The sequence below is a fragment of the Pseudomonas sp. Bout1 genome (assembly GCF_034314165.1).
Classification (GTDB): Bacteria; Pseudomonadota; Gammaproteobacteria; order Pseudomonadales; family Pseudomonadaceae; genus Aquipseudomonas.
Map to the genome: position 1 here is coordinate 4,616,531 of NZ_JAVIWK010000001.1, position 13,578 is coordinate 4,630,108.

General features: G+C 61.4%; 9 protein-coding genes. 3 read left to right on the top strand and 6 right to left on the bottom strand.

Annotated elements, in window-relative coordinates:
* Window positions 1-284: 284 nt before the first annotated feature.
* Together RGV33_RS21475 and RGV33_RS21480 are read right to left on the bottom strand one after the other, a co-directional pair.
* Window positions 285-1,727 carry a mechanosensitive ion channel domain-containing protein gene (locus RGV33_RS21475; protein ID WP_322146023.1) on the bottom strand — a complete coding sequence of 481 codons (1,443 nt, stop codon included), beginning with the start codon at window positions 1,725-1,727 and terminating at the stop codon, window positions 285-287.
* Between the two features lie 108 nt (window positions 1,728-1,835).
* Window positions 1,836-2,702, bottom strand: a complete 867-nt coding sequence (locus RGV33_RS21480) for a pirin family protein (protein ID WP_322146024.1) — start codon at window positions 2,700-2,702, stop codon at window positions 1,836-1,838.
* A gap of 197 nt (window positions 2,703-2,899) precedes the next feature.
* Between RGV33_RS21480 and RGV33_RS21485 the strand changes: the two genes are divergently transcribed.
* Together RGV33_RS21485 and RGV33_RS21490 are read left to right on the top strand one after the other, a co-directional pair.
* Window positions 2,900-4,009 carry an efflux RND transporter periplasmic adaptor subunit gene (locus RGV33_RS21485; RefSeq protein WP_322146025.1) on the top strand — a complete coding sequence of 370 codons (1,110 nt, stop codon included), beginning with the start codon at window positions 2,900-2,902 and terminating at the stop codon, window positions 4,007-4,009.
* Window positions 4,009-7,080 carry an efflux RND transporter permease subunit gene (locus tag RGV33_RS21490; RefSeq protein WP_322146026.1) on the top strand — a complete coding sequence of 1,024 codons (3,072 nt, stop codon included), beginning with the start codon at window positions 4,009-4,011 and terminating at the stop codon, window positions 7,078-7,080. The genes RGV33_RS21485 and RGV33_RS21490 overlap by 1 nt, the downstream gene beginning before the upstream one ends.
* A gap of 151 nt (window positions 7,081-7,231) precedes the next feature.
* Here RGV33_RS21490 and RGV33_RS21495 read toward each other — a convergent pair whose 3' ends face one another.
* The 3 genes from RGV33_RS21495 to RGV33_RS21505 form a co-directional block, all read right to left on the bottom strand.
* A complete protein-coding gene (locus RGV33_RS21495) occupies window positions 7,232-8,461 on the bottom strand; it encodes a M20/M25/M40 family metallo-hydrolase (protein WP_322146027.1) in 1,230 nt (409 codons plus the stop codon).
* Between the two features lie 68 nt (window positions 8,462-8,529).
* A complete protein-coding gene (locus tag RGV33_RS21500) occupies window positions 8,530-9,588 on the bottom strand; it encodes a diguanylate cyclase (protein ID WP_322146028.1) in 1,059 nt (352 codons plus the stop codon).
* A 79-nt stretch (window positions 9,589-9,667) separates the two neighbouring features.
* Window positions 9,668-10,303 (bottom strand): LysE family translocator, encoded by a 636-nt coding sequence (locus tag RGV33_RS21505; RefSeq protein WP_322146029.1) that lies wholly within the window; start codon window positions 10,301-10,303, stop codon window positions 9,668-9,670.
* 129 nt (window positions 10,304-10,432) lie between these two features.
* On the opposite strand from RGV33_RS21505, the gene RGV33_RS21510 reads away from it, so the two are divergent.
* The gene (locus RGV33_RS21510) at window positions 10,433-11,836 is read left to right on the top strand and encodes a PLP-dependent aminotransferase family protein (protein WP_322146030.1); all 1,404 of its coding nucleotides are present in this window, start codon (window positions 10,433-10,435) and stop codon (window positions 11,834-11,836) included.
* Window positions 11,837-11,906: 70 nt separating this feature from the next.
* Here RGV33_RS21510 and RGV33_RS21515 read toward each other — a convergent pair whose 3' ends face one another.
* Window positions 11,907-13,385 (bottom strand): hypothetical protein, encoded by a 1,479-nt coding sequence (locus RGV33_RS21515; protein WP_322146031.1) that lies wholly within the window; start codon window positions 13,383-13,385, stop codon window positions 11,907-11,909.
* Between the last annotated feature and the right edge of the window lie 193 nt (window positions 13,386-13,578).

The window sequence follows — 13,578 nt, forward strand, 5'->3', positions numbered from 1 at the left end:
GCTTTTTTGAGTCGGATACGGTTGAGGAGAAAGTCCGTTTTCAGCTGTCGCGTACGTACCCCGGCGATCGAGCGGGGGTTGCTGGGAGGCCCGGTTTAAAGCTCGGGCGCGGCCAGGGCCGGGGGATTTCCCGCAGGGTTGGGAAATTAGAGGATTCGGCAGGCGGGGGGTGACATGGGAAGCGGGGACAAAGGGGATGGTGTTGGGAAACTTTCGTATTTATTGGAACGCGCGGGGTTGGAGCGTGCCCGCGCGCGCGGGAACGCTCGCAGTTTTGCTGCTGATCAAGCGCGGCTTCGCAGCCACTGCATAAAGCCCTTCTTGACCGGCACCACGGGCGCCTCCTGGGTCAGGCTCTGCGCGGTGTGCAAGCGAAAATCCAGCAGGCTCTTCATCGCTTCACTGATGTCGTGCCGCGCATCCAGGCACGGCTTCAGATACTCCTTCTCGATGCGGTAGAGGGTACAAAACGTCTTCGCCGAAAAATCAGCCGGCACGCCCTGCTCCGAGAGAATCCCGGCCTCGCCTATCACCTCGCCCGGCCCCATGCGCCCGGCCTCGAACTTGTGCCCGGCCTTGGTCAGCATCACCGAAATCACCCCCGACTCAACGATGAACAAGTGATCACTCACTTCCCCAGCCGCCAAAATCATCTCCCCGGCGCGGAAGGTTTGCAGCGTCATGTTCTGGCTGAATGTGTCTTTCTCCTCCTGGCGCAAGGTCGAGAAAATCGAAGAACTCTCCAACAATGCTCGCGCCCGTGAAACGCTCGCGGGCGCATTGCTCTCGGCTGCCGAGAGCAAACTCACCCCCGCCGCCTGCAGATGCCGAAACGCCAGGTCATAAAGCTGGTTACGCACCTCACGCTTGAGGGTCATCGCCGGCACAAACCCGCTGATCTCATACTCCACCCCACCGCTGGCCGAGGTCTTGAACGCCACACTCGGCGCGGGCTTCACCAACAGCGGCCGGCAGCCCTGCATCGCCCGCTCCAGCGCATCGAGCACGGTTTGCGGCCGCGCATGGGGGCTGACTTGCAGGCTGACCGAAAGGCCAAACATGTCTGCCGGACGCGAGAAGTTGATGATCTTGGCTTTGGCCGCCAACGAATTGGGGACCACCGCCAGGCTGCCCTGGGAGGTTTGCAACTGGGTGGCGCGCCAGTCGATGTCGATCACCCGGCCTTCGGTGCCGTCGATGGAGATCCAGTCATCCAGTTGGTAGGGTTTGGTGGTGTTGAGGACGATGCCGGAAAACACATCGCTCAAGGTGCTCTGCAACGCCAGGCCGACGATGATCGCCACCGCGCCGGAGGTGGCCAGCACGCCCTTCACCGGCAGGTCGAGTACGTAGGCCATGGCGGCGATGATCGCGATCAGGAAGATCACCGCGCCCACCAGGTCCTGCAACAGCCGCCCGGTGTGCCCGACCCGCTGCATCATCACCGCGCCGAGCAACACCGTGAGGGTGCGTGCCGCAAACAGCCACCAGCCGATCTGGAACGCCGTGGCCGCCAGGTGCAACGCCACGTTGTCGCCATAGGGCGCGACCTGCATGGGGTTCAGGCCTTCGTTGAACAGCACGGCGCTGAACACCGCGAAGATCACCACGCGTGCCACCAGCTTCCAATTGCCGTATTCGGCAGAGATCAGGCGCCACACGGCGATGTCGATCAGTATCAGCGCCAACGCGCAGAACATCGGGTGATCGGAGATAAATGAAGGCATCCAGGCGACTCCAGGGCGAATGCCATGAAGATCGCATGAAATGAGAACGCCGCAAACAAAATGTGGGAGCTGGCTTGCCTGCTCCCACAGGGGTGGCGAGAAAACCGGCTAGCGCTGCATCTGCCCGAACTGCCCGGACTGATAGTCGGCAAACGCCTGGTGGATTTCCTGCTCGGTGTTCATCACGAACGGGCCGTGGCCGACGATCGGCTCCTCGATCGGTTCACCGCTGAGTAGCAATACCATGGCGTCTTCGCTGGACTCCAGGCGCAGTTGCGTGCCTTCACGTTCAAACACGGCCAACTGCCCTTCCCGCGCCAGCTCCGTGGTGTTGATCCGCACGGTGCCGCGCAAGACCACCACTGCCGTATTGCGACCGGCATGCAGGGTCAGCGTCACGCTGCGTCCGGCCTTGAGGCGCATGTCCCACACATCGATCGGCGTGAAGGTGCGTGCCGGGCCCTTGACCCCCTCGAACTCACCGGCGATCAGGCGCAGGCTGCCGGCGTTATCGGCCAGGGGCAGCGTCGGGATATCGCTATTGAGGAGGGTCTGGTAACCGGCCTCGGTCATTTTGTCCTTGGCCGGCAGGTTGACCCACAGCTGCACCATTTCCAGGGCGCCGCCACTGCGGGCGAACGCTTCAGAGTGAAACTCCTCGTGGATGATGCCCCTGGCCGCCGTCATCCATTGCACATCACCCGGGCCAATGGTGCCGCCGGCGCCGGTGGAATCGCGGTGCTCGACTTCGCCCTTGTAGACGATGGTCACGGTTTCGAAGCCGCGATGAGGGTGCTGGCCTACGCCGCGACGTTGTTCGGTTGGGGTGAAAGCGGCGGGGCCGGCGTGATCGAGCAACAGGAACGGGCTGATCTGCTTGCCCATGGTGTCGTACGAAAACAGCGTGCGAACCGGAAAGCCGTCGCCGACCCAATGGCCACGTGGGCTGGTGTAGATACCGATGATCTTTTTCATATGTGTCTCCAGTAATGGATACACCTTAAATCCGCTACCAATTCAGCGCTAGACGGCAAAATCGGCCTTGATCGTTCCATACACAGGACGATTAAGACCGAGCTGGATTATTTTATATTTCGACCATAATATGGCGCTAAATATTACGTGCGTAATTTTCCACTTTGACACGCTCACCCCGCCCCACGGAGCCCGACATGAACCCCCTTCCCCTGCGTTTTCTTACGCCCCTGGCCCTGATGGCGCTGCTCGGCGCCTGCAACAACAAGGCTGATCCTGTCGCCGAGGCGCCCCTGCCCCGCCCGGTGCTGGCAGCCAAGGTCGAAGCCGCCGGCAGCCAGCAAAGCGCCTACACCGGCGTGGTGGCGGCGCGCACTGAAAGTGACCTGGGGTTCCGGGTCAGCGGCAAGGTAATCGAACGCAAGGTTGATCCCGGCCAGCACGTCAGCCGTGGCGACACCCTGCTGGTGCTGGATATCGGCGACTTCGAACTGGCCCTGCGCTCGGCGAAAAACCGCGTCAATGCGGCCCAGGCACAACTGCGCCAACGCCGGGATGACGAAGCCCGCTACCAGCGCCTGGCCAATACCGGCGCGGTGTCACGGCAGATTTTCGACCAGTCCGCCACTAACCTGCGGGTGGCCGAGGCCGAACTGGCCTCGGCGCAATCGGATGCCAGCCAGATCGAAAACCGCCGCACCTACTCGGTGCTCAAGGCCGACAGCGACGGCATCATCACCGATGTTCGGGTAGACCGCGGCCACGTGGTGGCCGAGGGGCAAGTAGTCGCGCGCCTGGCCCATGACGGCGCCCGGGAAGCCATCGTCAACCTGCCGGAAAACCAGCGCGACCAGGCCTCGCAAAAAGCCCTCGCGTTCCCCTTTGGCGCCCCCGAGCAGGCGGTGACCGCCACGTTGCGCGAACTGTCCGCCAGCGCCGACCCCACCACCCGCACCTACCGCGCCCGTTATGTATTGCATGGCGCCGTCGACCGCTTCGCCCTCGGCTCCACCATCACAGTGCGCCTGCAAGGTGACGGCCAGGCGCAACAGACCCGCGTGCCCATCGGCGCACTGCAGGATGCCGGTAAAGGCACGGGGGTGTGGGTGATTGGCGCCGACGACAAGGTCAGCTTTGCCCCGGTCAACGTTGCTCGCCTCGGCCAGGAGGACGCCCTGCTCGACAGCGGCGTGAGCCCGGGCCAGGTGGTGGTCGCCCTTGGCGCGCACCTGCTGCACAGCGGTGACGCGGTACGCCTGCTGCCGGCCCAGGTATTGGCCCTCAACCGTCGGCAGGAACCTCGATAATGCGCGGTATCAACCTCTCCGAACTGGCGGTCAAGCATCGCGCGGTCACACTCTTCCTGATCATCGCAATTCTCGCCGCCGGGGCCTTTGCGTTTGGCAAACTGGGCCGCGCCGAAGACCCGTCCTTCACCGTCAAAGTCATGACCATCACCGCTGCCTGGCCCGGAGCCACTGCGCAAGAGATGCAGGAACAGGTGGCCGACCGCCTGGAAAAACGCCTGCAGGAACTCGACTATTACGACCGCGTAGAGACCATCGCCCAACCAGGTTTCGTCTCGATGCGCATGACATACCTGGAGTCCACCCGCCCCAGCGAGATCCAGGACCTGTTCTATCAGACCCGCAAGAAACTCAGCGACGAAGCCGCGAAGTTGCCCAAAGGGGTGATCGGGCCGTTCTTCAACGATGAATACTCCGACGTGTACTTCTCCCTGTACGCGCTGGAGGCCGAACACTTGCCTCACCGGCAACTGGTGCAAATGGCCGAAGACATGCGCCAGGGCCTGCTCGACCTGCCGGGGGTGAAGAAAGTGAATATCCTCGGTGAACAGGCGCAGCGCATCTTTGTTGAGTTTTCCTATGAACGCCTGGCCACCTTAGGCATCAAGCCCGAGCAAATCTTCGCCGCCCTCGCCGCCCAGAACGCCGTGGCACCGTCGGGCTTTGTCGAGACCGCGGGTGCCCGGGCGTATATCCGTATCGACGGCGCTTTTGACAGCCTGGCGCTGATCGAAAACGTACCGCTGGAGGCCAACGGCAAACTGCTGCGCATCGCGGACGTGGCCACTGTCAGCCGGGGCTATGAAGACCCGCCCAGCTACCGCATCCGCCACCAGGGCGACCCGTCGCTGATGCTCGGTGTGATCATGGAGAAGCACTGGAACGGCCTGGAACTGGACAAGGCTCTCAAGGCCCAGGAAGCGAAAATCCAGGCCGACCTGCCGCTGGGGGTCAACTTCGCCAAGGTCTCCGACCAGGCGAAAAACATCAGCCTGGCGGTCAACGAGTTCATGCTGAAGTTCTTCGTCGCCCTGGCGGTGGTGATGGTCATCAGCTTGCTGGCCCTGGGGTTCCGGGTCGGGCTGGTGGTGGCGGCTGCAGTGCCGCTGACGCTGTCGATCGTGTTTGTGATCATGCTGATGACCGGCCGCGAATTCGACCGGGTGACCCTCGGCGCGCTGATCATTTCCCTGGGCTTGCTGGTGGACGACGCGATCATTGCGATCGAGATGATGGTGGTCAAACTCGAAGAAGGCTTTGACCGGATTCACGCGGCCACCTTTGCCTGGAGCTCCACCGCCGCGCCGATGCTCACCGGCACGCTGGTGACGATTATCGGCTTTTTGCCGGTGGGTTTTGCCCGCTCGGGCGCCGGGGAATACGCCGGGAATATCTTTTGGATCGTCGGCTTTGCGTTGATCGCATCGTGGCTGGTGGCGGTGGTATTCACCCCGTACCTGGGGGTCAAGCTGCTGCCGCACATCAAGCCGGTTGCCGGCGGCCACGATGCGATTTATGCCGGCCGTTATTACCAGAAACTGCGCCGCCTGGTGGATGCCTGCGTGCGCAATCGCTGGTGGGTGACCGGGCTGGTCGTGGCGGCGTTTGTGCTGTGTGGTGTGGGCATGGGGGTGGTGAAGAAGCAGTTCTTCCCCAACTCCGACCGTTCCGAGCTGATTCTTGAGGTGTACATGCCGCCGGGCAGCGCCTTCAAAAGCACCGAGGCGGTGGCGGCGCAGGTAGAAAAGGCGCTGATGCAAGAGCCGCAAACCGTGATGGTCGACACCTACGTGGGCGGCGGTGCGCCACGGTTTTTCCTGTCGTTGAACCCGGAGTTGCCAGACCCGGCTTTCGCCAAGCTGATCGTGCAGACCGCCGACGCCCTCGCCCGCGATGCGCTGAAAGCCCGCATGGGTGAACGCATCGCCGCGGGCGAGTTTCCGGCGGCGCGGGTACGCGTCACCCAGTTGGTGTTCGGCCCGCCCGTGCCGTTCCCGGTGGTATTTCGCGTGTCCGGCCCGGACCTGAATGTGCTGCGCAGCCTGTCTGAAGACGTACGCCAGGTGGTCGCCGCCAACTCGCTGACCCGCGACGCCTTCCTCGACTGGGGCGAGCGCGCCAGCAGTTACCGGCTGGTACTGGACCAGGACCGCCTGCGCCTGCTGGGTTTTACCCCCGACGGGGTCAAATCCCAGCTTAACGCCTTGCTCACCGGCAACCCGATTACCGAAGTGCGCGAGGGCAACCGCACTGTTTCAGTGGTCGCCCGCTCCCAGGGCAGCCAGCGCGAAGACCTCGGCAACCTGGACAACATGACCCTGACCAACAGCGCTGGCGTTTCGGTGCCACTGGCCCAGGTCGGGCATTTCCAGGCGGTGATGGAAGAACCGATTCTCAAGCGCCGCAACCGTGCGCTGACCGTGGAAGTGCGCGCCGACATCGTCGATGGCACCCAGCCGCCGGATGTGGAAATGGCAGTGTACAAGGACCTGCAACCCTTGATCGCCAAGCTGCCTGCCGGGTATCAGATCGTCATTGGCGGCCCGGTGGAAGAAAGCGCCAAGGCCAACGTCGCGTTGGCAGCGCTGTTCCCGATCATGATCCTGCTGACCTTGACCGTGATCATGTTCCAGGTGCGCTCGTTCGGGGTGATGTTCATGGTGTTCGCCACCGCGCCGTTAGGGCTGATCGGCGCGGTGCCGACGTTGCTGCTGTTCAACCAGCCGTTCGGGTTCAACGCCATATTGGGGTTGATCGGGATTGGCGGGATCCTGATGCGTAACACGCTGATCTTTACCGACCAGATTCGGCAGAACCAGGACCAGGGCATGGTGATTCGTGAAGCGATCATCGAGGCCACGGTGCGCCGGGCACGGCCGGTGATTTTGACCGCACTGGCGGCGGCATTGGCGTTTATTCCGCTGACGCTGTCGGTGTTCTGGTCGTCGCTGGCGTATGTGCTGATTGGCGGAGTGCTAGTGGGGACGGTGTTGACGTTGCTGTTCTTGCCGGCGTTGTGCAGTTTGGTGCTGGGGCGGGAGAAGACGCGGGAAGTGGTGACGGCAACCTGATCCAACTAACACCACAGAACAGTGTGGGAGCTGGCTTGCCTGCGATGGCGGTGTATCAGTCAAAGAATTCATGACTGACAATCCGCTATCGCAGGCAAGCCAGCTCCCACATTTTGATCTGCTTCCACAGAGGATCAGTGGTGGTTTCAGATCAGCGCTTGGACAGTTCCATGATCATCCGGCTCAACAGGTAAATCCGCGGCGCCACGCTCTCCACTTCGGCATATTCTTCCGGCGTATGAATATTGCCCCCGACAATCCCGAACCCGTCCAGGGTCGGCGTGCCCACGCCGGCTGACAAACTGGCATCCGCCGCCCCGCCGCTGCCTTCAACCGTCAACGTGCGCCCCAGTTCGCCATAAATCCCCTGGGCAATCGCGACCAGCTTGTCCGACTCCGGCGTCTGCGGCATCGGTGGCAGGCCGCGGTGCAGGCTGGTGGTCACTTCTGTCTCGGGGATCAGCTTGTTGGCCGAGACCCGCGCCAGGTCTTTCTCGATGCGATCAAACTCTTCCGGCAACGCTGCCCGCACATCAGCCTTGGCAGTGGCCTGGTCGGGGATAACGTTGACCCGGTCACCTGCGTTGATCACGGTAAAGTTGATGGTGGTTTTCTTCTCGGCATCCCCAAGTTTGCCCAGTTGCAGAATCTGGTGCGCCGCTTCCATCGCCGCATTGCGCCCCAACTCCGGAGCGACGCCGGCATGGGCGGCCTTGCCCTTGACCTCGACCACGGCGGTGGCACTGCCTTTGCGCCACACCACCAGGCCGTCCGCCGGGCGTCCCGGTTCCAGGTTGAGGGTCACGTCGTGGCCCTTGGCGGTGTTGCGGATCAGTTCGGACGCGCCGTCGGTGCCGGTCTCCTCGCTGGCATCCAGCAGGAAGGTGATTTGCGCGTAATCCTTGAAGCCCTGGTTTTTCAGGACTTTCAACGCATAGATGCCGGCGACGATGCCGCCCTTGTCATCCATCACGCCCGGCCCATAGGCGCGGCCGTCCTTGATGTGGAACGGCCGGGCCGCCGCCGAGCCTTCCTTGAACACGGTGTCCATGTGGGCCATCAACAGGATCTTGGCTTTGCCGGTGCCTTTGAGGGTGGCGATCACATGGCTGTTATGCGCGGCGGCATCGGGCACCAACTGGATGCTGAAACCCAGTTGCTTGAGCTCGTCGACGGCAATGTCACGCACTTGAGTCAGGCCCGGCTCGTAGCCGGAGCCCGAGTCGATGTTCACCAGGCGCTCCAGCAGTTTCAGGGCGTCGGCCTTGTACTGCTCGGAATCGGCCTGGATTTGCTTGTGGGGTTCGGCGCTGAAGGCCGGCATGGCGAAAGACAGCGCCAGGGTGGCTGCCAGCAAGGTACGCGGGAAGTTGAAGAGCATGAACCGATCCTTGTTTTTGTTGGAAGGTAGCGCTCCACCCTACCTGACAATATACAATTTGTTGATCCTCAGATCGACCTCAGCCAACTTCCCTGCACCGAACTCACCCGGTTGCGCCCGCTGCTCTTGGCCTCGTACAAGGCCTGGTCGGCATCGTTCAGCCAACTGGTGGCGTCGCCGTGTGCCAGTCGGTACGGCGCCAGGCCGATACTCAGGCTGGCGCGCAAGGTCGGGTCTTGTGCGTAGGCCAATGAGTTGAAGCGGTCGCGCAGGGCGTCCATCACTTCGGTGGCGCGGTTCAGGGGCATGTCCGGCAGGATCACGCAGAATTCATCGCCGCCATAACGCCCGGCCAGGTCGGTGGCCCGCAGGTTCTGGCGCAACACCTTGCTCAATTGGCGCAGCACGATATCGCCGGTGACATGGCCATAGGTGTCGTTGATGGTCTTGAAGTGGTCGATGTCGATCAGCGCGATGGCAGCGCCCTGCTGTTCGCGGCGGCAGCGTTGGAACTCGATTTCCAGGTGGTCTTTCCAGGCGCCGTGGTTGAGCAGGCCCGACAGGCTGTCGGTGCGGCTCAACGCCAGCAACTCGCGTTTGTGCCGAGCCAGGGTGATGGCTTGCCGGTAGCAGATCCAGCCCAGGGCCAGCGGGTATAGCATCAGGATCGGCAGGCAGGCGTACAGCTGCACTTCGCTGGTGAGGGTTGTCACCGCCGGGGTGAACACCAGCAGCGACACGCCGACCCCCAGTGCCTGGGCCACCCAGCCGGCGAGCATAAAGCGTGGGCCGCCAATGGCGACGTTGTTCATGGTCATCATCGACAAGGTGGTCACGCTGGGCAGCGGATTGAACTGCATGGCGCCCACCCAGAACCCGCCGCAGAACGAGTCGAACAGCAAGTTGCGGTGTTCCGAACGCAGGGAGTTTTTTGAGTGCCGCGACCATTGATAAGCCACATGCGGCCAGATAAAGGCATTGGCAACCATCAGCACCCAGACCCAAATGGGCTTATCCAGCGGATAGATGGCGACGGCCACGCAGAGAAACCCGAGGGTCAATCCCAAGGTGCGCGACTTATACAAGCGTGTAGCGAGCGAAAGTCCCTTTCCTCCTGCGGCTGGCATGATCTGGCTTGATCCTGGATGAATGCACGAAGTCTATCAGGGCAACGGCAAATCGCCACTACCGCTCATAAGCTGGCCTTCAGTTGGAAAAGCCCCGCGCCAGCATCAACGCCACGCCCAGCAGCAGCACCGCCGTGGCCCGTTGCAGCAGCACCCGGCGCCGGGGGTTTTCCAGCACGTGCTTGATACGCTGGCCGAAATAGCAATACAGGCAACCGCTGGCAAATTGCAGCAGCAGGAAGGTCAGGCCGAGGATCGCAATGTCGGCGGCGGCGCTGCCCTGGCCGATGGCGGCAAACTGCGGGAATACCGCGCTGAACAGGATGATCGCCTTGGGATTCGACAACCCGGTGAGCAGGCCCTTGCCGAACAGGCTGCGGGCATTTTCCGGGGTTGCATCATGGGTAGTAATCGTCACCCCGCTGCTGGTCCATTGCTTGTAGGCCAGGTAAAGGATGTACGCGACGCCCACCACCTGGATGATCCGGGTGATCAGCGGGTAGTCCTTGATCAGTTCGGAAAAGCCCACGGCAAAGATCAGGATAGAGACCAGGTACGAAACACTCGCTCCGAACTGCGCCGGCAAGGAGCGGCGCAGGCCGTCTTTGAGGCCGAGGCTTAACAGCAACAAGGTCATGGGGCCGGGGCTGAATGCCAGGGTGGTGCACAACAGCAGGAAGTACAAAAACGAAGACAGCGTCAGCGCGGTGGCCATGGTGTTGGATTCACAGCAGGAAGTAAGGCGTGCAGTCTAGGGCGCACCTCGCGCCAGAGGCAGGTAAACTCTGTGGATATATGCGCAGACTTTACCGGTAAAGTTGGCGGCAAACCTAAGGACAGTGCGATGCCAATCCCCGCGATTCACTTTCATGACCAAGCGCCGAAGGTGCAGCAGATCGTCGACGCCCTGGCTCACGCGATTGAGCAAGGCGAGTTGGCCGCTGGTAGCAAACTGCCGTCGGTACGTGAGTTGGGAGCCTTGCTTGGCGTCGGAAAATTTACCGTTAACGAGGCGCTGGACCGCCTGCGTGGGCGCCACCTGCTGACCTCCAGCCAAGGCCGTGGGCATTTTGTTGCCAACAGCCAGGCGCAGGTGTCCTCCAGCACCTGGGTCGACTTACTGCCCCAGGACTTGCTCAGTGTGCTGCGCCGCCCATTGTCCACGGCCCAGGGCGACCTGCGCCCCGGCGGCGGCCACCTGCCAGAAGACTGGCTGGACTGCGACGTGTTGCGCCAGGCGATGCGCAGCGCGGTGCGCGCTCCCACGCTGCGTATCGCCGGGCTGGGCACCCCGGCGGGCCTGCTGCCATTGCGCCAGGCTCTGCAACAGAAACTGCACGGTGAAGGCTTGTCGGTGCCGGTGGAGCAGATCATCACCACGCCTAACACGGTGCAGGGGCTGGACATGCTGATGCGCCTGCTGGCGCGGCCTGGGGACACGGTGTTGCTGGATGCGCCGTGTTATTTCAACTTCCACGCCAACCTGGCGTTGCATGGGGTCAAGGTGGTGACGATCGCCCGGCGGCCTGATGGTTTTGATTTTGTCGCGCTTGAACAGTTGTTCGCGCACCATCGTCCCAGCCTGTATCTGACCACCAGTGTGCTGCATAACCCGACCGGGCATTCGTTCAGTCCGAGCCAGGCGTTTCGGTTGTTGCAACTGGCCCGGGAGTATCACTGCCATATCGTTGAGGATGATCTTTACGGGGATTTGCACCCTAACCCGCCGCCGCGTTTGGCGACTTTGGCGGGGTTGGAGCAGGTGACATATCTGTCGGGATTTTCGAAGGTGCTGACGGCGAATGCGCGGGTCAGTTATGTGGTGGCGGCGCCGCAGTTGGCGGCAAACTTGACCAATATGAAACTGATGAGCGGCGGGATTACATCGGAATTGTTTGAGCAGATTGTGTATCGGCTGCTGAGTGAGGGCGGGTATGCCAGGCATCGCAAGCGCATGGTTCAGCGGCTGCTGGAGGCAGGGGGGCGGGTTGAGCAATGGCTGCGACGGTGTGGGTGTGAGTTGCCGATGGGGTATGAGGGGGGGATGTTTATCTGGGCACGATTGCCGGCGGGAGTTAACGGTGAGCAGTTGGCTGAGGCCGGTTTAAAACGCGCGATGGTGTTGGCGCCGGGGGCGTTGTTTGGGTATGAGCCGGGGTTGCGGGATTTTATGCGGTTTAATGTGGCGCATTGCGATGAGGCCAGGCTTCAGGCGGAATTTGAGGGGTTGCTGCGGGCGCGGTTATAGGCAGTAAAAGGCGCCAACTCAAAGAGCTGGCGCCGGTGTTACGGATTAAGTGGCGGGTTGATCAGCACCTTTACCGTTCACTTGAGATCAGGCGCTGGCTGCAGATATGAGCCATGCTGACCGGGGTACCGGCACCGCCCACGCCGACATCCGGATACTCCTCGATGCGCAGGCGCCAGACCGCGTAGTTGTAGTTGGTCTCCCAAGTGTTTTTATAACCTGATTCGTATGACACGTACCTCACCGTCGCCTCACCCGAGCAGTTGCCCAGGTTGACCGAACCGGATGCTGCGCCTGAAACGCCGGTCGCTGAACCGTAATAAGGGATATACACCGGCAGGTAGGTATTACGATTGACGTGCTTGTCGAGTTGCAGATAAGGCGTCAACCCCATTAGGCGTTTACCGGTGCTGTCGGCCCACGTCACTGCCCAGCTCAGGTTACGCGTCGCCTGGGTGGTCATGAACGGGTCGTAATCATTGGCCGAGGCCGGGATCCGGACCACGTTGTCACCTTGCACACTGTGGCTCAACACCTCGGGTGTGGAGCCCAGAGACAGCTTGTAGCGCGCGGTGGCATTCCAGGCCGCCTTCGGGTTAGGTCGAACCCGCACGTTCACCACGCCATTAACCGATGGCGATGCCCATGTAATTTTCTCCTTGGGGTTGATCTCGATCCATTTAACGCCGTCGAAATACTCGGAAACCCACTGGCCCCGATCGCTTTCTTTCACGCCGTCGAAATAGGCACTGACTTTCTGCCCGCGCAGGGCCTTGAAGGAAAAGTAGTCCTCATCGGTAGCCGTGTCGGAGTTACCCGTGACGTAGTTCAAGGTGTCGGGCAGTTGATAAGCCGTTTCGAAACTGTCATTGGGCTCGAAATCGTCAATCGCCATGTTGATATCAACGCCGAAACTGAACGGCGAACCGTCAGCCGCGTTTGCGTGCATGAACCAGTAGTAGTCGCCTGGGGGCAGCACTCCGGCCAACACTTCATTGGCATTGCCTGGGTTATCCGACGTCCCGAGGGAGGTAATATTGTTCTGGCCGTCGTCCTGGAACAGGGTCAGCGACATGTTGGTGGCAGCACTCTGGCCTACCAGCATCACAGTCGCCCGTGCCTTTTGGGGTACGTTGAAGTGGTAGCACACATCATTATTGGTTTGCACACCGTCCAGGTTATACATCTGGTTGATGCCGAGCGTCTGGCACAGCGGCGTGAAAGCCTCGGCCGCCGCGGCCTTGGCATCGACCTTGGCGCTATCGGCCTCCACAGACTGTGTGACCACAACCCCGCTTGAGGCCTTGGCTGCCTGCACCGGCTTCTTCGGCTGCTGCGAGGTTTGGATTTTCCCAAGGAAGGTAGCCGACGCTTTCTGCGTGGTGATGTGCCCGCCACTCTTGAGGGCTTTTTGCAGCGCTTGCTGCAACGGTTGCTGCAACGGTTGCGGCGTCAAGTGTGCGGGGTATTGCTCGGCCAGGGCATAAGCCGATACGAAGCAGGAGGCCGCGAGGGCAGCTCCAAGCATGAACGCTTTTTTCGATTTCATTTTTTATCCATCCATAGTTAAAAAATTGAAGCTCAGGTGATCGGCGACATCCGGTCACCTGGGATGGAATGTAGGCCAATACTGTATGCATGTACAGTATTTTTTAACTAAATTGTGAGATAACTCTTTCTCGCACGTAGGAAAATACAACAAATCCCGCCAGCAAAAGTTTAGGCCAAACCGCCCGGATGAA

Coding starts and splice junctions, on each gene's coding strand:
- RGV33_RS21515 (WP_322146031.1), bottom strand. CDS start 13,385: ATGAAATCGAAAAAAGCGTTCATGCTTGGAGCTGCCCTCGCGGCCTCC.
- RGV33_RS21495 (WP_322146027.1), bottom strand. CDS start 8,461: ATGCTCTTCAACTTCCCGCGTACCTTGCTGGCAGCCACCCTGGCGCTG.
- RGV33_RS21485 (WP_322146025.1), top strand. CDS start 2,900: ATGAACCCCCTTCCCCTGCGTTTTCTTACGCCCCTGGCCCTGATGGCG.
- RGV33_RS21480 (WP_322146024.1), bottom strand. CDS start 2,702: ATGAAAAAGATCATCGGTATCTACACCAGCCCACGTGGCCATTGGGTC.
- RGV33_RS21500 (WP_322146028.1), bottom strand. CDS start 9,588: ATGCCAGCCGCAGGAGGAAAGGGACTTTCGCTCGCTACACGCTTGTAT.
- RGV33_RS21475 (WP_322146023.1), bottom strand. CDS start 1,727: ATGCCTTCATTTATCTCCGATCACCCGATGTTCTGCGCGTTGGCGCTG.
- RGV33_RS21505 (WP_322146029.1), bottom strand. CDS start 10,303: ATGGCCACCGCGCTGACGCTGTCTTCGTTTTTGTACTTCCTGCTGTTG.
- RGV33_RS21510 (WP_322146030.1), top strand. CDS start 10,433: ATGCCAATCCCCGCGATTCACTTTCATGACCAAGCGCCGAAGGTGCAG.
- RGV33_RS21490 (WP_322146026.1), top strand. CDS start 4,009: ATGCGCGGTATCAACCTCTCCGAACTGGCGGTCAAGCATCGCGCGGTC.